23 protein-coding genes and 1 pseudogene are annotated in these 19,152 nt (G+C 33.9%); 6 read left to right on the plus strand and 18 right to left on the minus strand.

Annotated elements, in window-relative coordinates; translation table 11 throughout:
* Positions 1-14 precede the first annotated feature (14 nt).
* Together AC1DKZ_RS05130 and AC1DKZ_RS05135 are read left to right on the plus strand one after the other, a co-directional pair.
* Positions 15-1,235 (plus strand): MFS transporter, encoded by a 1,221-nt coding sequence (locus tag AC1DKZ_RS05130; RefSeq protein WP_193652551.1) that lies wholly within the window; start codon positions 15-17, stop codon positions 1,233-1,235.
* Positions 1,236-1,381: 146 nt separating this feature from the next.
* Positions 1,382-2,110, plus strand: coding sequence for a sulfite exporter TauE/SafE family protein (locus tag AC1DKZ_RS05135; protein ID WP_476995988.1), 729 nt, complete (start codon positions 1,382-1,384; stop codon positions 2,108-2,110).
* 201 nt (positions 2,111-2,311) lie between these two features.
* Here AC1DKZ_RS05135 and AC1DKZ_RS05140 read toward each other — a convergent pair.
* The 5 genes and pseudogenes from AC1DKZ_RS05140 to AC1DKZ_RS05160 form a co-directional block, all read right to left on the minus strand.
* Positions 2,312-2,923: pseudogene (locus AC1DKZ_RS05140) on the minus strand (PH domain-containing protein).
* A 1-nt stretch (position 2,924) separates the two neighbouring features.
* The gene (locus AC1DKZ_RS05145) at positions 2,925-3,470 is read right to left on the minus strand and encodes a sigma-70 family RNA polymerase sigma factor (protein ID WP_476995748.1); all 546 of its coding nucleotides are present in this window, start codon (positions 3,468-3,470) and stop codon (positions 2,925-2,927) included.
* 175 nt (positions 3,471-3,645) lie between these two features.
* Positions 3,646-4,380, minus strand: coding sequence for an oxygen-insensitive NADPH nitroreductase (nfsA, locus tag AC1DKZ_RS05150; RefSeq protein ID WP_476995749.1), 735 nt, complete (start codon positions 4,378-4,380; stop codon positions 3,646-3,648).
* A gap of 212 nt (positions 4,381-4,592) precedes the next feature.
* Entirely contained in the window at positions 4,593-4,910 is a 318-nt protein-coding gene (locus AC1DKZ_RS05155; RefSeq protein ID WP_476995989.1) for a magnetosome magnetite crystal formation protein family, read from the minus strand.
* Positions 4,911-5,056: 146 nt separating this feature from the next.
* Positions 5,057-5,593, minus strand: a complete 537-nt coding sequence (locus AC1DKZ_RS05160; RefSeq protein WP_476995990.1) for a YdcF family protein — start codon at positions 5,591-5,593, stop codon at positions 5,057-5,059.
* A 202-nt stretch (positions 5,594-5,795) separates the two neighbouring features.
* Between AC1DKZ_RS05160 and AC1DKZ_RS05165 the strand changes: the two genes are divergently transcribed.
* Positions 5,796-6,461 (plus strand): DUF421 domain-containing protein, encoded by a 666-nt coding sequence (locus AC1DKZ_RS05165; protein WP_002126540.1) that lies wholly within the window; start codon positions 5,796-5,798, stop codon positions 6,459-6,461.
* 38 nt (positions 6,462-6,499) lie between these two features.
* Here AC1DKZ_RS05165 and AC1DKZ_RS05170 read toward each other — a convergent pair whose 3' ends face one another.
* Together AC1DKZ_RS05170 and AC1DKZ_RS05175 are read right to left on the minus strand one after the other, a co-directional pair.
* A complete protein-coding gene (locus tag AC1DKZ_RS05170) occupies positions 6,500-7,855 on the minus strand; it encodes an MATE family efflux transporter (protein ID WP_476995991.1) in 1,356 nt (451 codons plus the stop codon).
* A gap of 89 nt (positions 7,856-7,944) precedes the next feature.
* A complete protein-coding gene (locus tag AC1DKZ_RS05175) occupies positions 7,945-8,775 on the minus strand; it encodes a MerR family transcriptional regulator (protein WP_113937092.1) in 831 nt (276 codons plus the stop codon).
* A 268-nt stretch (positions 8,776-9,043) separates the two neighbouring features.
* Here AC1DKZ_RS05175 and AC1DKZ_RS05180 point away from each other — a divergent pair, with 268 nt between their 5' ends.
* Complete coding sequence (locus AC1DKZ_RS05180) at positions 9,044-10,207, plus strand: cation:proton antiporter (RefSeq protein ID WP_002011888.1); 1,164 nt, start codon at positions 9,044-9,046, stop codon at positions 10,205-10,207.
* A gap of 63 nt (positions 10,208-10,270) precedes the next feature.
* Here AC1DKZ_RS05180 and AC1DKZ_RS05185 read toward each other — a convergent pair whose 3' ends face one another.
* The 8 genes from AC1DKZ_RS05185 to AC1DKZ_RS05220 all read right to left on the minus strand — a co-directional run bounded on the left by AC1DKZ_RS05185 (position 10,271) and on the right by AC1DKZ_RS05220 (position 16,826).
* On the minus strand, positions 10,271-10,549 hold the full coding sequence (locus tag AC1DKZ_RS05185) for a DUF3986 family protein (RefSeq protein ID WP_476995750.1): 279 nt from the start codon (positions 10,547-10,549) through the stop codon (positions 10,271-10,273).
* 80 nt (positions 10,550-10,629) lie between these two features.
* Positions 10,630-11,979, minus strand: coding sequence for an aspartate aminotransferase family protein (locus AC1DKZ_RS05190; protein WP_201034948.1), 1,350 nt, complete (start codon positions 11,977-11,979; stop codon positions 10,630-10,632).
* 189 nt (positions 11,980-12,168) lie between these two features.
* The gene (locus tag AC1DKZ_RS05195) at positions 12,169-13,719 is read right to left on the minus strand and encodes a solute symporter family protein (protein WP_002011892.1); all 1,551 of its coding nucleotides are present in this window, start codon (positions 13,717-13,719) and stop codon (positions 12,169-12,171) included.
* A gap of 2 nt (positions 13,720-13,721) precedes the next feature.
* Positions 13,722-14,063: a DUF485 domain-containing protein gene (locus tag AC1DKZ_RS05200; protein ID WP_193652556.1), complete on the minus strand. Its 342-nt coding sequence runs from the start codon at positions 14,061-14,063 to the stop codon at positions 13,722-13,724.
* Positions 14,064-14,300: 237 nt separating this feature from the next.
* Positions 14,301-14,930: a sterol desaturase family protein gene (locus AC1DKZ_RS05205; protein WP_002126527.1), complete on the minus strand. Its 630-nt coding sequence runs from the start codon at positions 14,928-14,930 to the stop codon at positions 14,301-14,303.
* Between the two features lie 82 nt (positions 14,931-15,012).
* Positions 15,013-15,306, minus strand: a complete 294-nt coding sequence (locus tag AC1DKZ_RS05210) for a hypothetical protein (protein WP_002011898.1) — start codon at positions 15,304-15,306, stop codon at positions 15,013-15,015.
* Between the two features lie 19 nt (positions 15,307-15,325).
* Positions 15,326-15,958 (minus strand): LysE family transporter, encoded by a 633-nt coding sequence (locus AC1DKZ_RS05215; RefSeq protein WP_002030886.1) that lies wholly within the window; start codon positions 15,956-15,958, stop codon positions 15,326-15,328.
* Between the two features lie 139 nt (positions 15,959-16,097).
* A complete protein-coding gene (locus AC1DKZ_RS05220; protein ID WP_002030884.1) occupies positions 16,098-16,826 on the minus strand; it encodes a YqcI/YcgG family protein in 729 nt (242 codons plus the stop codon).
* Between the two features lie 260 nt (positions 16,827-17,086).
* On the opposite strand from AC1DKZ_RS05220, the gene cspB reads away from it, so the two are divergent.
* Together cspB and AC1DKZ_RS05230 are read left to right on the plus strand one after the other, a co-directional pair.
* Positions 17,087-17,284 carry a cold shock-like protein CspB gene (gene cspB, locus AC1DKZ_RS05225; protein ID WP_002011904.1) on the plus strand — a complete coding sequence of 66 codons (198 nt, stop codon included), beginning with the start codon at positions 17,087-17,089 and terminating at the stop codon, positions 17,282-17,284.
* 119 nt (positions 17,285-17,403) lie between these two features.
* On the plus strand, positions 17,404-17,652 hold the full coding sequence (locus AC1DKZ_RS05230; protein WP_002011905.1) for a DUF2564 family protein: 249 nt from the start codon (positions 17,404-17,406) through the stop codon (positions 17,650-17,652).
* Positions 17,653-17,685: 33 nt separating this feature from the next.
* On the opposite strand, the gene AC1DKZ_RS05235 is transcribed toward AC1DKZ_RS05230, so the two are convergent.
* The 3 genes from AC1DKZ_RS05235 to AC1DKZ_RS05245 form a co-directional block, all read right to left on the minus strand.
* Positions 17,686-17,862 (minus strand): zinc-finger domain-containing protein, encoded by a 177-nt coding sequence (locus AC1DKZ_RS05235; RefSeq protein WP_002011906.1) that lies wholly within the window; start codon positions 17,860-17,862, stop codon positions 17,686-17,688.
* Positions 17,863-17,874: 12 nt separating this feature from the next.
* Positions 17,875-18,534 carry a ribonuclease H family protein gene (locus tag AC1DKZ_RS05240; RefSeq protein WP_476995751.1) on the minus strand — a complete coding sequence of 220 codons (660 nt, stop codon included), beginning with the start codon at positions 18,532-18,534 and terminating at the stop codon, positions 17,875-17,877.
* A gap of 124 nt (positions 18,535-18,658) precedes the next feature.
* The gene (locus tag AC1DKZ_RS05245; protein ID WP_002011909.1) at positions 18,659-19,147 is read right to left on the minus strand and encodes a QueT transporter family protein; all 489 of its coding nucleotides are present in this window, start codon (positions 19,145-19,147) and stop codon (positions 18,659-18,661) included.
* Positions 19,148-19,152 lie beyond the last annotated feature (5 nt).

Here is a 19,152-nt window from a genome sequence, read left to right on the forward strand (position 1 = left end):
AGGTCCATATGCCCATGAAAAATAAACTATTATTATTGTCGGGAACAGGCATTTCTCGTTTAGGTGATTTTATGTATCTCATCGCTCTAAACTTAATGGTGTTAAATAGCACAAACTCCCCTGCTGCTGTAGCAGGATTATGGATTGTAGGTCCAATTGCCACCGTTGTTACAAAAATATGGTCTGGTAGTATTGTAGATCGATTAAATAAACGGTCAATTATGCTCATCACAGATATAATTCGAGCAGCTCTCATTGGCTGTATTCCACTATTTGATTCTATTTGGGTCATTTATATTTTTATCTTTTTAACTCGCATTGCTACATCATTTTTCGATCCAGCTTCATTTACTTATAAAACAATGCTCATACGAGCTGAAGAGCGCGCTCAATTCAACGCTTGGAATAACTTTTGTACAAGCGGGGCTTTTATTATCGGTCCAGCCCTTGCTGGAATACTTCTCACCACGTACTCAGCATCCTTTGTTATTTACTGCAACTCACTTTCATTTCTACTTTCTACCATTCTCATTTACTTCTTGCCAAACATTACATTACAAACAAAGCAAAACGAAGAGGTTTCAAATACTTTCTTACAAACATTACGAAGTGATTGGAAACAAGTTTTTTCATTCGCTCGAACGGAAACTTACATAATTCTCATATTCGTTTTATTTCAAGCTACTATGCTTGTTTCTATGGCACTCGATTCACAAGAAGTTGTTTTCACAAATCAAGTACTGTTTTTATCCGATATAGAATATAGCATGCTTGTTAGTATAACTGGTGCCGCTTACGTTTTCGGTTCATTTCTCGTCTCTCTCTTTGCCAAACGATTAGCAATTCAACATTGTATCGGATTAGGTATGATTTTCACAGCAATAGGTTATGTGATTTTTGCCTTTTCAAATTCATTTATAGTCGCAGCGAGCGGTTTCATTTTACTTGGCATTTCTTCATCATTTGCTGGTACTGGCTTTATAACATTTTATCAAAATAACATCCCTGTACATATGATAGGACGTATCGATAGCGTGTTTGATTCAATAAAAAATTTCATCCAAATCTTTTTCATTTTAGCAATTGGAGCATCCGCACAATTTCTTTCCGTTCAAATTACTGTAATCAGTAGTTCATTACTCATTCTTTTCCTTTCCTGTTTATTAGCAATCCGGGTAATGACGCCTTCACGAGAAAAATATTTTAAAGCTACAGGATCATCTTTGGAATATTAACCGCAACATAAAAAGCGGCTATTTGCCGGGCAGCAAGATCCCAATTGGTGTGGGCTAATAATCAGTGGGGGATGAACAAAACCCCCACTGATTAAAATTTCACTTTATGTTAAAATATTTATTGGATCTGATTATGTAGGGGGGCTATTTGGGGGATTATATTCATTTTCATATGTATTATATTAGTAGCTTCTATTTTACAAACAAGTACAGGTTTTGGCTTTTCTATTATGGCAACACCTTTCTTACTCATGCTATTTCTACCACAAGAAGCTATACAAATAAATATCATTTTATCATTAATTATTTCCATATCACTCATTTGGAAAATAAGAATGGACATTGATTTTATTCTACTGAAAAGATTAATTTTCGGAAGTATAGTTGGTGTTCCTTTTGGTATTTTAATTTTCATTTCCATTAACATCAACACATTTAAATTAGCAATTAGCATCCTGCTCTTACTATTAACGTTGATGCTAATATGCAACTTTAAGATTAAATCAACAAAATCTAGAGATTTCTTAGTGGGTGGATTATCCGGTCTTTTAACGACAAGTATCGGTATGCCAGGACCACCCCTGTTACTTTACTTTACAGGAACTGATACGAAAAAAGAGAAGTTGAGAGCAACTACTTTGGCTTTTTATCTGTTTATATATTTCATTAGTCTCATAACTCAAATACTCTTTACTGGCACAAACAAAACAATTTGGGAATCAAGTTTTTATGCTATTCCAATCGTATTTCTAGGTTTATATATAGGTCAAATTATTTTCAAATGGCTTAATCAACGGATTTTCAAAATATTTACGTATATCCTTTTAAGTTGCACGGGGGGTTATCTTCTTATTGAAAGTTTGAACTTGTTATAGAGGGTGCTTTAGATAGTGGACAATAATAGATAGGTTCAAACGAAATTATTGCTGCATTTTCAAGTGCGATGGGGCATTCTATATCAAAACTTAAATAACTTTATTGGCAGTTTACAATTAGCAATAATCGTTCTTTCATAAGACAAATATTTTAAATCGAATACTAAATAAAACGATAAAAAGCGGCTATTATGCCGCTTTTTACATTAAATATTTTATAAAGCAAAGACCTGCACTTACTATCACGAATATATTAAAAAATAAGAAAAACCCTTTTTCAAAATCTGTATACTTTTCTACTTTTACTCCGCGTTTTTTTAACTCCATAACTATCATTGCAACTTCACGTGCATACTCAATACTTCCAAATTGTATATGAGTGTTATTATATTTAATCTCAAAGACATTTTTCATTTTTTTATGTTGCGAAATGGATTGTATATCCTCTATTGGCATGCTATGTTCATTTGTTTTTTTAAAATAACAATCTAATCCTTTCATAATCACTCTTTTATTTGTTAAAACGATATAATAATAAAAAGTAGCTCCTACGTAATATATATTTGGTATTACTTTATTATTTGCCATATATCCTTCGTCTACTAACAGTTCCTTCTCAATTTCTTCACCAGCTTATAATTCGTTGCGAATTGACTCTTCCAACATTTGTAAAGTTATTTTTTTTAATAACTCTCCATTTCTCACATAATACTTATCTATATTTATAGACTCATTCGCTTCTTTCTCTAAACATGTAATTTCTTCTTCTGAATATTGGAGTTCGTTTAACATCGATAATAGTCTTTTATCCATATTACACACTCCCCTTCCACAGTTTTTGAAGTTTTTTCTTCCCTCGAGAAATTCGATTATATATATAATCCGCTGTTACTTTTAATTCTTTTGCAATATCGTCAATGGAATACCCATCAATATACCTCTTTAAAAAGATATGCCGATCCTTTGTATTTAAATCTTGTACGAGTTCCATAATCTCTTCTTCTTGTTCTATTTCATAACTATCATGGATACCTTTATCTATTTCTACGTCTTTATCCATTTTGTTCTCTCTATATACTTTCTTTTTATATTCCAATGCCTTTAATTTAGTAATACCAATCATCCAAGATTTTAAGTTTCCCTTTTCTATATCAAATTGGTCGATATTAAACCAAATGACAGTATATACATCGTTATAACAATCATCTACATATTGTTTCTCAATAGGGGTACTTAATGATTTATGAATAATGTATAAAACTAATTTTCCATATTGATCAATGACTTCTTTCAAAGCATCTTGATTACGTTTTTTCATAGCTATAATTAAATCCTCTTCAGAATCAAAAATCATAAACATCTTCCTTCCTCAGTTCCCCTTTAGCAGCTGCTTTTACTTACTATTGGCACTTCATTCTCATTTTCTATCACTTTTGTAAAAATTTATTAATTTTTATTTCTATGTATATGATAGCAAAAAAAGACATTTCTCCTCAAAAAAAAGACAAACCCGCATTCCAGGTTTGCCTTTTTACTTATTTTTTATTTAATCCTTTTTCATTTAAAAACTCTTTCATATGAATTCTTTTCCCTTTGGACATAAATGAGCTCATTGATTCCGTCCATGTTACGTTTTTTTGATTTGACGATCTTTCTTTGTAATACGCACTCATCGTTTCATCATATTCGTTTAATAATTCATCATATTTCTTTTCATCGTATCCATTTTCATGAAGAATGGCCGCTACCGGTAAACGTGGCTTAACTCCATGATCTTCATCTGGTACGCCCACTGTCATTCCGAATACCGGATATACTTTATCCGGTAAATGAAGCAATTCACTCACTTCTTTCGGGTTATTACGAATTCCGCCAATATAACAAATACCGTATCCTAAAGATTCAGCTGCAAGTGCTAAGTTTTGTGCAAAAAGTGAAGCATCTACCGTCGCAACGATAAAGTCTTCCACTCCTTCATGCTTTATCTCTGTGCCATGTTTTTCACACGCCATTTCAAGTCGTTTTAAGTCTGCACAACAAACAAAGAATGCTGCGCAGTCTTTCACGTGACGATTCCCGGATAATTCAGCTAGTTTACTCTTTAGTTCCTGATCTGTTACATATATAACAGAATACGCCTGTACAAAATGTGAGGAAGCCGCATGTTGTGCAGCTTGCACCATTCTTTCTACTACCTCTTTTGAAATTGTTTCTTCTTTATATTTACGAACTGAAACGTGTTGCTCCATTTTATGTATCATCTCACTCATAAAAATCACTCCTTTTTTCTCTTCATATTGAAAAATTAACATATCTTTTTTAATATTCACAACTTATAAGCATAAAAAGAGCAATTCTTTTTGAATTGCTCTTTTTTTACAGTATCTTTTATTATGGTAAATGAAATTATATTAGCGACAATTTCAATATATTAATCTATCGCTAAATAACGTCGAATTAATATGCTATTATACAATTCTTGTTAAGCTGCTTTCAATACTTTAATACCTTTAACAATATTCCAAATGAAGTAGTAAATCCCTACAAGAATAAACACTGCATACGTTATAACCATCCCAATTCCAACGCTCTCAGACTGATTGAAACTTAAACCGTATACTCCTGATAAAGCTAACCCTACAAATAAAATTGCATATGGGAAAACATGTGACCAAAATGCTTTTTTCGCATGATATTTCACTTCATCTTCCGCAACGAAGTACACGATAATTGGTAGTAAAAATGGTGCAAAAAAGATACTAAAGTAACATAGCGAAGATAAAATATTATTTCCTTTCAACCGAATCACCTCTAAAGTTTTTGTTACCTTCATTATGTCAGGAAACCTTTCCAGAAACTATCGCTTTACCTTTCATGAACATGACATTTTTGTAAGATTTTCCTCGAAATAAATCCCGCCTCAAATTTCGGGCGGGATTACTTTAACTATATTCGATTCATAAACCAATATTGCGTAATCGCTAAATATTCTCGTACATTCGATGGAATGATAATTGGCTTCGGTGTTTTGGCCGGAAGCCCTTCTAATTGCAAACCTTGTTTTGCAGCTATTTTTTTCGCTCTAAACATATGGAAATCGTTTGTTACGATCATACCTTTTTTCATATTGGCTGGAATTAACGGTTTTGAGAATTTAATATTTTCATCTGTGCTCGTCGACTTATCTTCCATTATAATGCGGTCTTCTGCAATATTTTGTTTCATTAATCCTTGTTTCATCGCTAATGCTTCTGTAATATCTTCACCTTTTCCTTGGCCTCCAGATACAATAGCAATTGTTTTATCATGTAATTTTAAATACTCAGCTGCTTTATCAATACGATATTGCAATGAATAAGAAGGTTTTGTTCCATTTACTTTCGATCCTAGTACAATTATATAATCCGCATCATCAATTGCATTCATATGCCCATGCTTATAAATGTTATATTGTAAAAACCCCGCATATACGGTGCAAATCATTATAACAACTAAAATATACTTGATTATTTTCTTCTTTCTCATATCCATATACCCCTATTCCCTTTACTTCCTTCATCATAATATCCATTTATTCGTTTGTATACAGACAAATTCCAATTAAGCCTAATTTATCCTCCAAAAGGTAATATTTCTATTAATTTCGGGAATAGTAAGTACAACTTCGCACGAAGGAGTGTCCCTATTGCTTCTCTTTTTATGTAACGTATCATTCTTTTTTATCTTATTTTTACTATCACTTAAGCTACTTGGTAAATCTGCATTAGCACAACTAACTCCTCATGATTTTGGGGCTATTATCTTTTTATCTTATTTAGCTTTTCAAGCCATACCAGTCGCTGGTGCTTTACAAGCATTTCTCGGTATGGTCGTTATTACATGTTTGCATTTGCTTCTTACAAAATTAAGCCTACTCAACAAACTAAATCGTTTTATTCTCGGACACCCCATTATTTTAATTAAACATGGTGATATTATTTTTGAGAACTTACAAAAAAGTAGATATCCGATCCCTGAATTGCTTTCTAACCTTCGCGTCGCAGGATATCCAAGTGTTCATGAAATTGAGTATGCGATATTAGAAGCGAATGGAGCTATTAGTATTTTACCAAAAAGAGAACTTGTGCCTCTGACTCCAAAAGATTTGAATATAAATGTTAAGTATGCAGGCTTACCAATTGCTCTTATCGTTGATTCACAAATTCAATACGATAACTTAAAATTAATCCATAAAAATGAAAAGTGGTTACATGCAGAGTTAATGGAGAAAGGCGTTACAAATATTAAAAATGTGGCTTTCGCTTCTGTGCAGGAGACAGATGGATCTTTTGCGATTAGTTTAAAAGAATGAAAAAAAATCCCCTTACTTGTTCAAGGGGATTTTCTTCACTATATTGCTTTTTTCTCTCTCGCCATGTTTAACGGAACAGGATGTTTCATACGATTCATCGTAAATACGATAATTGCTGTCAATACTTCCGCTACTGGCATAACGAGCCAAATTCCGTTTATACCAAATACTTTTGGCATAATCCATAACAATGGGATAACAAATAGTAAACCTCGGCTCATTATTATAAGTACTGATTTTTTCGTTTGTCGCACTGATTGGAAATACTCTCCATACACAATGTTATAGCCTAAAAATACATATTGAATAAAGAATAAACTAATACCTGTTAACGTTAACTCCAATAGTTCTGGCGATTGAACATTAAATAAACCTATAATATATTTCCCGAAGAATAAACCGACAACAATCGCAATGCCTCCGAGTACAAGCGCAATTTTCACAGCAAACTGTAATCCTTCACGCAATCTTTCTGATAAGTTTGCACCGTAATGGAAACTAGCGATTGGTTGTAATGCTGCACCAACACCGAAGAATAATAGTAATGTCATTGCATGGATGCTATTCACCATCGCATAGGAAGCGACTCCTACTTCTCCTGCATATTGAACGAATGCGATGTTAAAACCAATCGTTACGATTGCCACTGTACTTTCTGCTGTAAAGCTTGGGAAACCGATCACCATAATTTGTTTAACCGTATCCCATTCAAAATGGAATTTCGTCCATTTTAAAATACTACTTTTTCTAAAGAAGTGAGTTAATAATACAAGGAAACCAATTGCCGCCGAAAGAATAGTAGCTGAAGCAGCACCAGTTACACCCCATCCAAAGATGAAAATAAAAATATAGTCGAACACTATATTTAATACAGCCGTTACAACAAGACCTGCCATTGCTAAATTAGGATTTCCGTCATTTCGTATAAATGTACTTAAAATATTTTCTAAAACGTATATCATTCCAAATGTTAATAACACCTGTAAATAGTCTAATGCGTATGGTAAAATCACTTCATTCGCACCAAATAAATATGCTAAATCTTCTATTCTCCATAAGCAAATAGCCGCTAAAACGCCAACGATAACAACTGCTACTGTCATAGATTGAGTAAAGATAGACCTTGCTCTTTCCAGTTTATTTTCACCTAGTGCAATGGAATATAGCGTGGCTCCGCCCATTCCAATCCATAATGAAATAGAGAAGAAAATTGAAAATGCTGGAATAGCTACGTTTACTCCGGCTAAACCGTTCGCTCCAACTCCTCTACTAATCATGACTGCATCAATCACAATATTAACCGACATTAATACCATCCCAAGAACAGCTGGTATTAAATACGTAATAAATAAACTTTTAATTGGTTTTTTTCTTAATTTTTCTGTTGTTTCCATCATATAAATGCTCCTTTTTCAATGCTCTGTTCACAGTTTAAACCTTCAAGTTACTTGAAGGTCAATAGAGAATCGAAAAATATATAAGCCTATTTTTTTACAACAGGTATTTGAATTTCCGTTACTTGCTCCTTCGGATTTTCTGTTACGGACCAATCAATTAATGCAAGTTCCAGTGCATCTCCGCACACTTCATATCCTTCGTTATCAATGTGCTTTAATAATTCCGTATACGTTGCGTCTGTTTCTTCATATGGTCCATGATGATAAGAACAGGCAAATATCCCTTCTTTTATTTCATCTGAAGTATGCGCTTCAAAAGGCATGTAATCCAATAAAATAAACACACTGTTATATGCTTGAAACTCATTTTGCATTAATGCTTTTTTTGAAACTGTTACACCGATATCACCTGAAAATAAACTATTATCAATTTGCTTCATATTTTTTTGCAACGAATGGATATAATATTCAAACATATCATCCGTTGTATTTGGTGCAACTGCAATTGCTGTAATTTTTCGTTTCGGTATCTTTTTATAAATAATTTGATTTGCTTCAGATTTCGTCGCTTTCTTCATTAAATGGATTTTATGTTCCATTTTTGCCAAAGCATACTCGATTTCTCTTTGTTTTTTCAGCATCATTTTTTGTTGTTTTTCAAGTAAATTCAGCGCATAAGATGGATTTCGTTCATCAATATATTTCTTTATTTCCTTTAACGGGATGTTCAATTGGCGTAAAAATTTAATCGTATCTAATAGTGAAAACTGATCAATTGTGTAATAACGATAATTGGTTTGAGGGTCAACAATTGACGGATGAAAAATCCCTTTTTCATCATAATAACGTAATGTAGATTCCGCTATATTATGCATTTTCGCCATTTCCCCAATTGTAAAACGTTGATTTAATAACATTTTTCTTTCTCCATTCATTATTTGTAAACTTTATTACTTCCTATTATATATCTATATCCCCCGTTTCTAAAACGAATCCTCTCATGAAAATCTGCTATTTTTTCATTGATTTTTAATAAATTTTATTATATATTAATTACAGGTTCAAATTACAAGTTCAAAAGAACTCGTAAATAGACCCTTTGTTTAATGGATCTTTACATATTATCATTAGGCAAATTCCGAGAAATCGTATGATAAAAATAAAAAGTGATGAGGAGAGGATCAAATGGAATTCGAATTTTTCTTTCAAATTGCACTTATTTTATTAAGTACAAAGCTTGCTGGTGACCTTAGTGTTAGATTAGGTCAACCTTCTGTACTCGGTAAATTAATTGTTGGTATCGTTATCGGTCCAGCTATATTCGGATGGATTGAAAATTCAGAGCTTCTAACACAATTAAGTAATGTCGGAGTTATTCTTTTAATGTTTATGGCAGGACTTGAAACAGACTTAGAAGAATTAAACGCAAATCGTAATTCTTCTTTAGCTGTTGCACTTGGAGGTATCGTTCTTCCATTCGTAGGTGGTTACGTTGCCGGTCTTGTTGTCGGTATGGAACAAGGGAATGCTGTCTTTTTAGGATTACTTCTATGTGCAACAAGTGTTAGTATTTCCGTTCAAACACTTCGTGATTTAGGTAAAATGAAAACACGTGAAAGTACGACGATGCTTGGAGCCGCTGTATTTGATGACATTCTTGTTGTTATTTTATTAGCATTTGCAATGAGCTTCTTAGGCACAGATGACGTTAACTTAACAATGATTATCTTGAAGAAAGTAGTATTCTTTGCTTCTATCATTTTAATTGGTTGGAAAGGTGTTCCAGCAATCATGCGCTGGTTATCACCACTTCGCGTATCTGAGTCTATCGTTAGTGCTGCACTTATCATCTGTTTCTCATTCGCATACTTCGGCGAACTATTAGGAATTGCTGGTATTATCGGTGCTTTCGCAGCTGGTATCGCTATTTCTCAAACGAACTACAAACATGAAGTAGAAAAGAAAGTAGAACCAATTGCTTACGCTATGTTCGTTCCAGTATTCTTTGTTAGTATCGGTATGAATATTACATTTGACGGTATTGGCGATCAAATTTGGTTCATCTTAGCATTAACAGTTATCGCTGTATTCACAAAACTAATCGGTTGTGGATTCGGTGCACGAATCACTGGATTTGATGCAAAGTCTTCTGCAATTATCGGTGCTGGTATGGTTTCTCGTGGTGAAGTTGCACTTATCATCGCAGGAACAGGACTTTCTTCTGGCCTATTAGCACAAGATTACTTTACAGCAATCGTTATCGTAGTTATTTTAACAACGATGATTACACCACCAATGTTAAAATACACTTTTGGTGCAAAAGATAAAGCAATGAAAGCAAGTAAATAAGTTTACTATAATAAAAGGAGATTGCTATCTTAAAAGATAGCAATCTCCTTTTTCATCTTCTCTTTAAACAATTCCATTCGTTTTTAACCATTTTTCAAAAATGGAGCGTGCTTCTTCATCATCGATATCATCACGAAATGAATAGACTTTAATGCCGTAATTATCTATATATTCACCTAGCTTCATTTCCTCCACTTTTTTGTAAAAATCATCTACCTCATAGTGTGGAATATAGGCATCCCAAATTGGTTCATTTATTCTTTTATACGCTGTCACTTCTAAATCATATCCATCTTCATAATATCCGATGTGATAATGTTTACTAGGGTCATATTTCTCCATTAATATCCCTTCCTTTAAAAAGCTATCCTATTTCACGTAATAAACAAAAGCGAGCTGTATATTACAGCTCGCTCAATTAATTAAATACGCTCCATCGCCGTCTTCAACGTACCAACAACGAAAGCAATTTCTTCACTTGATATAACGAGCGGCGGTGCCAATGTTAAGACATTATTATATCCTGCTGTTGTCATACCGTTACGCCCAATAATGAGCCCTTTTTCTTTACAAGCATTTACAACACTTGCAATTTTGTCATTATCAATTGGTTCTTTCGTCGCTTTATCATTTACTAGTTCGATTCCAACTAATAACCCTTTCCCTCTAATATTTCCAACAAGCGGATGTGCCCCAATTTCTTCTTTTAATTGATTTAATAAAAGTGAACCCATTTGTGCAGAGCGCTCAATTAAATTTTCATTTTCCATAATCTCTAAGTTTTTAAGCGCTAATGCACAAGCCGCTGGATTTCCACCAAATGTATTAATATGGCGGAAGAATTCATATTCTCCTGTTCCTTTAAATGCCTCATAAATTTCTTTTTTTACAGCTGTTGCTGATAATGGTAAATATGCGCTCGTAATACCTTTTGCCATCGTAACGATATCAGGCTTAACGTCATAGTTCATAAACCCAAATGCTTTTCCTGTACGCCCGAAACCACAAATAACTTCATCACTTATAAGTAGTGCTCCGTGTTTTTGACATGTTTCGTGAATTGCTTTCATATAGTCTTGTGGTGGCATTAAAATACCTCCGCCTGTAATAATTGGCTCCATAATAAATGCTGCTATCGTTTCACTTAATTCCCATGTCATAACACGATCTACTTCTTTCACACACTCTACATCATAAATATTTTGCGATTCCACTTCTGGCATGCGGTAACAATCTGGAGGCGTTACGTGTAAAAAACCTGAAGCAAATGGCTCATATTGGTATCTACGTTGTGCTTGGCCAGTTGCCGCCATCGTTGCCATTGTGTTTCCGTGATAACCACGATAACGCGACATAAATTTGTAACGATGCGGTTCACCTTTTTGAGCATAATATTGTCTTGCTATTTTAAAAGCGGTTTCATTCGCTTCTGATCCACTATTAGAGAAGAAAATAACATACTCTCCACCAAGCCACTCGTTTAACTTTTCAGCGAGCTTAATTGCTGGTTCATGTGATTGTGACATCGGAAAATATGATAATGTTTGCAATTGCTTATAAGCTGCCTCTGCAAGCTCTTTTCTTCCATATCCGCTATTTACACACCAAAGACCACTCATACCATCTAAGTATCTTTTTCCTTGTATATCTTCAACCCAGCACCCTTCTGCTTTTGCCCCTACCATTGTACTACTTGGACTAAAGGGACGCATTCCGTGCCAAACATATTGCTCATCTTTTGCTAATAATTCATCGGTTTGTTTTGTCTTCATCATTTCTTCCACCTTCCATAACAACTTATTTTTCACAAAGCTGCGCTGGTGCCATGATGAGTTAAATTTCTCCCTGCCTATTTTCATTCCACAAACACAAGACAAATCCTACCAAAATTAAAGTAATATTTATAAGAAAATGTCAAAAGAAAGAGGAGCTTTTCTTATATTTCGAAAAGCTCCTCTTTTTTAATGCGAAGATGCATCACTAATACCATGACCAGTATTAGATTTCACAAGAATTTCATCAAATTTCGCTGCATCTTCTTTCTTACTAGAGAAAACAGTTCCTAAATATGCTGCAAGAAACCCGAGCGGGATCGAAATAATTCCAGGTGTCGTATATGGGAATATCGCTTCTCCAACAAAAATGGCTTTTCCAGCTACTGGGTTCCAAACATTTGGACTTAGCGCTACAAGAACAATCGCTGATACAAGACCAACAATCATACCAGAAATTGCTCCTGTTGTATTAAAACGCTTCCAATAGATTGTAAATAATATAACCGGTAAATTTGCACTCGCTGCAACCGCAAATGCTAGTGATACTAAAAATGCTACGTTTAATGTTTGAGCAAATAAAGCAAGTATAATAGATACTATCGCTACTCCAATAGACGCATAACGAGCCATTGACACTTGCTCTTTTTCCGTTGATTTTCCTTTACGGATAATCTCATTATAAAAATCATGAGCGAATGCTGATGCTGCTGTTAACACAAGTCCTGCTACTACAGCTAAAATAGTTGCAAAAGCAATTGCTGATACGAAAGCAAATAAGAAATCTCCGCCTAATGCTTTTGCTAATAAAGGTGCTGCCATATTACCAGCAGGGTTTGCTTTAATAATCGCCTCATTTCCTACAAACGCTGCTGCTCCAAACCCTAAGAAAATTGTCATAATATAAAACGCGCCAATTAACCACGTCGCATATACAACAGATTGACGTGCAGTTTTTGCATCACGTACTGTAAAAAAGCGGACAAGAATATGTGGTAATCCCGCTGTACCAAGGACTAGTCCTAAATTTAAAGAAAGTGTATCAAGACCATCCTTATACTTTACTCCTGGATTTAAAAACGAATCTTTTAATGGAGTAGCTGTTTTCATGTGAGCGAACATTTCAGTCACACTGAAATTAAATTTGGAGAAAACGATAACAGAAATAATAAATGTCCCTGCCATAAGTAGTACAGCCTTTACAATTTGAACCCAGCTCGTAGCTGTCATTCCTCCAAAAATAACATACACAGTCATAAGTGTACCTACGATTAATACAGATGTTGTATATTCAATACCTAATAATAGTTTAATAAGTGCACCCGCACCAACTAATTGTGCAATCATATAAAAAATTGAAATCGTCATCGTATTAAGCGCTGCTATACCACGAACTTTTTTCGCATCAAAACGTGCCGCAATCATATCCGCTAACGTGTACTTCCCTAAATTTCTAAGCGGTTCTGCGACAAGATATAGAACAACTAAATAAGCAACTAAAAAGCCGATACTATAAAAGAACCCATCAAACCCAGTTAACGCTATCGCTCCGGCTATACCAAGAAATGACGCAGCAGACATGTAATCCCCAGCAATAGCCAGACCATTTTGCCAGCCAGTTAATCCCCCTCCAGCCGTATAAAATTCACTCGCATTTTTCGTTTTTTTTGATGCAAAATAGGTTATGACGAGCGTACCAAGAACAATAATTAAAAATAGTGCAAACGCAGTAGTATTCAAATTCAGCCCCTCCCTTTTTGCATATCTTGCAGAATTTTTCGCGAAATTTCATCAAAGGATTCGGCTTTCTTGCTGTAAATCATACATAATGACCATGTCATAATAAATTGCGCAAAAGCAAATACCCATGCCCATGTCACATCACCAAACGCCGGTGTATTAAGCACCTTTGAATACGATGTTAAAATAGGTAGTGCTATAAAAAAACTTAAAAAGAATATACTCATCGGAATGATAAACTTCTTTTTCGTATTTAATAACAATTGAAACTCTTCAGACTGAACAACTTCTGTATAGTTCACCTCATTTTGTAACTTACGTGCTGACGTATCATCTCGTTTCATTCTCTGGTCCCCTCTCTTAACTTAAAATACAATTCCTCCTTGCATACCTAAAGACTAAATTTTATAAATATTCAGAAACTTATTTCCATTTTAGACAATCCATACATTCCTGCAAAGATTTTTCGATAGACATTTTTCGTCATTTTCCCCTAAATTTTCAATATACTTTTTTAACATAAAATTTGATTGATTCGATTAAACTTTTATTCCCATTAAAATAGAAGAAAGAAGTAGTGCTTATCGCACTACTTCTTTCTTTGTCTCCTTTTCTAAATTACGAGCTGTTTCACTTAATTCAACGTCTTTCCCATCTTTAAGTGTTCTAAATATAAAATCGAATACTGGATTTGAAACTCCGAACCAAAACTTTTCATTTTTATAATGGTGTAATATGTGCTGTTTTTTTAGCCATCTTCCAAACTTAGTGAAGGGACGAATCGGTTTATGTGCAATATAATGTTTCCATTCATAAACGAGGAGCATGATAATCATTCCGATTCCGAATGAAAGTGTAACAGTAACACTTTTTGTAATACCATACGTTATAAGTAAATATATAGTAAAGCTAGGTATACTAAACCATACAGGCAAAAATAAAAGTTTTAAATCGTCTGGATATACGTGATGATCATAATGTAATCTTCTTAACATCTTTAATAAAAATGCGTTTTTAGGCGGCTTTAAATGGAATAAAAAACGGTGTGTCATATATTCGTTAAACGTATAAAAAACAATCCCAAACATACACGCTAACATACCAATCCATGTAAAAAATTGCATTTTTAAAATAATAATAAAAATTAATAGAACACTATACATAATAACAATATCATGTTGTAAAAAAAACTCTTTCACCACTCTCTTCATCTTACTTCCCCCTTTTCCACAAAAACAGCCGCAACATATCGTTACGACCATTTTTTTCTATTTCATTCTTATTCTATTCACTTTACAAATTTGCCTGCTGTTCTATTGTCGAGAAAAAAGTGTTCGGACCAAATATATTTTGCTTCGGAATAATGTGTTCTACTGCAAACACTGTTACTTCTCCTCTTTGTACTTCTCCAATAATGAGACCAAATACTTCATGATTTACCGCAAACGTTGGTTGTTTCGTTTGCAGTAACCTTGCTGCATTTTTAAATACCGCTTCATATAGTGGATTCCTATCAGTAATTTCTTTTCGGATTTTTGGTGCTAAAGTGATGATAATTTCTTTTCCGTCAATAGTGGTTCGATACATAAAAATCTCCCCTTCAATCTTATATGAACAACTGTAAAGCTTTGTATGCAAAATGGATAGAATATCCTACTAAAATAATACCTGCTCCGGCTGTAATATAGCCAAGTGCTTTTTTCTTTAATAAAGTTCTTCCAAAATGTACAGAAAAAGCAATATTTAAATTCCACAAAATAATACCAACAATAATACAAAGACTGTACAAAAAAGCTTCTTGTTTCGTTACCTTTGTAAGCAACGAGCTAAGTGTACTTCCATATATACCAAACCAAAAAACGAGATTTAATGGATTGGATATCGCAATTAGAAATCCTGCCATAAAAGATTGTTTAAGTCCACCTATCTCTTCTTGTTTATATTCCATATTAGAGTGAGAAATACCTTGTTTTACACTTTGAAACCCTAAATAAAACAACAAGAAAAAACCAGCGCAATACATAAAAGCTTGTACATATGTATACATAAACACAGAAGATAAACCAAAATAAATAAGCAGCATAAACAAAATATCAGCAGTCATTCCTCCGATTCCAACAATCCACGCATGCCAAAATCCACGTTCAATTCCTCGTTTTAACATTTCAATATTAATCGGACCTACAGGTGCAGCTAATGAAATACCTAATACTATTTGTTGTATAATTGCTCCAAACATCACTCTATCCTTTCTACTTCTTTTACTATTAAGTAATGATGCAAATAAAGAAAATAGACTAGCTTTCATAAAAATTATTCACTAATACAATACCCTTTTTTATCCAAAATATGCAAAAGAGCCATCCAGTTGATGGCTCTTATTTCTCTACCCTATGATGAAAAGGACATTTACCTTTAATCGGCTCAATATCATCCCCTATGAAATATTGTTTCCATTCACGATGATTAGGATCGCCGTAGTGACTAATGTTAGGGTGCTTGGGCAACTGATCCCACTTTTCAACTCGTTCACGGACCATTTGTCTTGAATACGACCCTTTAGGACGATCTCCTTCTAATCCATCGAAAATAGTTCGTGGCTGGAATCCAATAACGAGAGAATTTCCTAAATGCCTAGTCTTTCGCTGTTTATACGCTGGCGCATTCCCAAATGCAAATATTGGTTCACCACCAAATGAAAATTCCCATAAATGATGGTCTGGATTTTTCGGGATTTGCTTTGGCCATAATTGATTATCTTGTTCATGCAAATATTGTAGTACTTTCCAAAAATAATCTCGATAATATTCGATTGATTTTTCTTCACATTCCGGTTCCACAAAAAGAAAAAATCCTCTTCTTACAATCGGCCGCTCTTTCATTAGCTCCAAAAAAGTTAACATTGTATTGGGCAAATGACTCCAATCATTATGAGAGAGAAATGAATAACGAAGTTCATTCTTCTTCAAAGCTGTTAAACCGAAATAACACGGGAAGGTTGGTTCTAACACGACACTCGAAAAATCATGAAATTCTTTTGCAACCCAATTCGGTATGTCGACTCTATTTTTCATCCCTTCATTATCTAATAAATAAGACTCATCCATTCTTTCACCTCATTATGTACAGCATTCACTTAAGAATATTACATACTCGGCTTGTCCTATACCTTTTTAAAAATTCAAGAAAAAATTAATTCAAAATACAAAATTTTAAAAACGCTTACTTGACTAAATTCTACCAATTCATGTATATTTAAATTAATCATTTAGCAGAATATTCGATAATATAGCATTTTTTATTTTTATTATTTTTTAATGAATTTCACTAAATGAAAAAAGGAATCGTTTTTAGGAGGAATTGTGACATGCAAGGAAAAGTAAAATGGTTTAACAATGAAAAAGGTTTTGGATTTATCGAAATGGAAGGCTCTGAAGATGTATTCGTACATTTCTCTGCTATTCAAAGCGACGGCTACAAAGCTTTAGAGGAAGGTCAAGAAGTATCTTTCGACATTACTGAAGGAAACCGTGGACCTCAAGCTGCTAACGTGGCAAAACTTTAATCCCACTTATGACAGGAGGTTACCTTACTTGGTAACCTCCTTTGTTATTCCTTTGTATATTTCCGTTTTCCAGAGCAAAAACTATGTGAAATGCGCAAAATACAAAGGAGGCAATAACAATGGGGTCACATGTAAATGATTTTGAAGAAGTAAAATTCCGTGTAGAAACTGCACAAAAAATGGTAGGTTCTGCAACAATTTCAATGGATCCAGACACATTAGAGCATGCCACTACTGCAGTAGAATCAGCTCGTTCTCAGCTTGAAATCATGAAATCCGTTGCAACGGATTTAGATGAGCCATTTCTAATGAATGAAGAAAAAAAATTAAGTAAATGCGAGCATCAATTACATGAAGCGAAGCACTAAAAAACATCCAGAGAAAATTCTCTGGATGTTTTTTTATGACAATTGCTCCCCATACTTTTTCAACTTCTCTCCAACCGTACATTGCCGTATACAAAAAGAATGGGCATAGTATTTACTATGATTTTTCCGATTATGTTCCTGCAGGAAACACCCTCCGCAATACGTTTCTAATAAGTCATTTACCTCTGTAATGAGTTGCTTCTTCTTCACGTGTGCACCTCTCTATTCGGTTATTTCTTTATGACTATCAATTGTCGTCCCTTCTAATGCTTGCGCTGCTAATTGATGTGCCTCTTTATTTTGTTTTCTAGATATCGGTTCACAAATAAGTTTTAATTTCATTTCCTTCGCTTTTTGTTCAATTTGATCTAAGTAATGATTTAAATGTTCATCATAGCAAGGCCATTCACCAGCTAATTGCTGCAGTACAACTTGAGAATCTCCACGAAGTGTAACTGCTTCATATTTAATTCCTAATTCCTCGAGTGTATTCATCCCGTATAATAATGCTGCATACTCCGCTTCGTTATTATCATATATGCCTTCTATGTATGCATTGCGACGAATTCTGTAATTTGTATTTCCTTTTTTATAGTATACACATATACCAACCCCAGCTTCTTTCGTCTGTACATCATAACCACCATCAAAATAAACTTGAATTTCTTGCGGATCTTCCTCCACTTGCTTACTCAGTTTTTTCATTTCTTTTAATGACCATTCCGCGTCCATTTCATCGAAAAATAAAAGTTCTTTCACCCTACCTGTTTTCTCAAAATCCTCCGCAAATTGAAGCACTTCTTCTATGTTCATATAATCTGTTGTTAATTCAGTTTGTAAACCACGCTTCGTTTTATACAACCAATGTATTTTATATTTCATACTAGATTCCCCTTTTATAAGACTTCTTATATTTATTTTATTATATTTTATCAAGAGGCACAGTATTATATACAATTTAATCACATACAAAAAGAGCCATCCTAAGTAAGGACAGCTCTTTCATCTATTGCATAAATCTTTCAAATTGCACTCGCTTATTAATCCAGTACATTACAGGCATACCAATTGCCATTACAACAAATTCACCAACTGCACAAGTTAGCCATGTCAATAAAAATGGCAGATCAAACGCAAGATGAAGTTCAATTGCAATCATAAACATTGTGACTGTAAAAATAACTGTATTAAAAATCATACGAGCCCAAACACCTTTAATGAAGCGCATAGAAATAATAGTTGCAAGTAATGCAAGAATGGATTGCCCTACTCCAAATACTAAATCATAAGCGATCATAGGTGAGAAAAAGAGATTCGTTAAAAATACACCTAATACAATCCCGTAAATTGCTTTCTTATTGAATACAACGAGATGATTAAACATCTCTGAAATACGAAACTGTACACTCGTAAAGCCAAATGGCTGAATAAGCATAGAAACAGCAATATATAATGCCGCTAAAATACCATTACCGACTAATGTCCTTATATTCATGACAA

The sequence above is a fragment of the Bacillus sp. 05T21 genome (genome assembly GCF_056396785.1).

What these genes read in the sequence shown, in the direction of transcription:
- AC1DKZ_RS05130 (WP_193652551.1), top strand. Translation starts at nt 15, where the DNA reads ATGAAAAATAAACTATTATTATTGTCGGGAACAGGCATTTCTCGTTTA.
- AC1DKZ_RS05145 (WP_476995748.1), bottom strand. Translation starts at nt 3,470, where the DNA reads ATGTTTATGATTTTTGATTCTGAAGAGGATTTAATTATAGCTATGAAA.
- nfsA (WP_476995749.1), bottom strand. Translation starts at nt 4,380, where the DNA reads ATGAGTGAGATGATACATAAAATGGAGCAACACGTTTCAGTTCGTAAA.
- AC1DKZ_RS05160 (WP_476995990.1), bottom strand. Translation starts at nt 5,593, where the DNA reads ATGATTTGCACCGTATATGCGGGGTTTTTACAATATAACATTTATAAG.
- AC1DKZ_RS05170 (WP_476995991.1), bottom strand. Translation starts at nt 7,855, where the DNA reads ATGGAAACAACAGAAAAATTAAGAAAAAAACCAATTAAAAGTTTATTT.
- AC1DKZ_RS05175 (WP_113937092.1), bottom strand. Translation starts at nt 8,775, where the DNA reads ATGTTATTAAATCAACGTTTTACAATTGGGGAAATGGCGAAAATGCAT.
- AC1DKZ_RS05180 (WP_002011888.1), top strand. Translation starts at nt 9,044, where the DNA reads ATGGAATTCGAATTTTTCTTTCAAATTGCACTTATTTTATTAAGTACA.
- AC1DKZ_RS05185 (WP_476995750.1), bottom strand. Translation starts at nt 10,549, where the DNA reads ATGGAGAAATATGACCCTAGTAAACATTATCACATCGGATATTATGAA.
- AC1DKZ_RS05190 (WP_201034948.1), bottom strand. Translation starts at nt 11,979, where the DNA reads ATGAAGACAAAACAAACCGATGAATTATTAGCAAAAGATGAGCAATAT.
- AC1DKZ_RS05200 (WP_193652556.1), bottom strand. Translation starts at nt 14,063, where the DNA reads ATGAAACGAGATGATACGTCAGCACGTAAGTTACAAAATGAGGTGAAC.
- AC1DKZ_RS05205 (WP_002126527.1), bottom strand. Translation starts at nt 14,930, where the DNA reads ATGAAGAGAGTGGTGAAAGAGTTTTTTTTACAACATGATATTGTTATT.
- AC1DKZ_RS05210 (WP_002011898.1), bottom strand. Translation starts at nt 15,306, where the DNA reads ATGTATCGAACCACTATTGACGGAAAAGAAATTATCATCACTTTAGCA.
- AC1DKZ_RS05215 (WP_002030886.1), bottom strand. Translation starts at nt 15,958, where the DNA reads ATGTTTGGAGCAATTATACAACAAATAGTATTAGGTATTTCATTAGCT.
- AC1DKZ_RS05220 (WP_002030884.1), bottom strand. Translation starts at nt 16,826, where the DNA reads ATGGATGAGTCTTATTTATTAGATAATGAAGGGATGAAAAATAGAGTC.
- cspB (WP_002011904.1), top strand. Translation starts at nt 17,087, where the DNA reads ATGCAAGGAAAAGTAAAATGGTTTAACAATGAAAAAGGTTTTGGATTT.
- AC1DKZ_RS05230 (WP_002011905.1), top strand. Translation starts at nt 17,404, where the DNA reads ATGGGGTCACATGTAAATGATTTTGAAGAAGTAAAATTCCGTGTAGAA.
- AC1DKZ_RS05240 (WP_476995751.1), bottom strand. Translation starts at nt 18,534, where the DNA reads ATGAAATATAAAATACATTGGTTGTATAAAACGAAGCGTGGTTTACAA.
- AC1DKZ_RS05245 (WP_002011909.1), bottom strand. Translation starts at nt 19,147, where the DNA reads ATGAATATAAGGACATTAGTCGGTAATGGTATTTTAGCGGCATTATAT.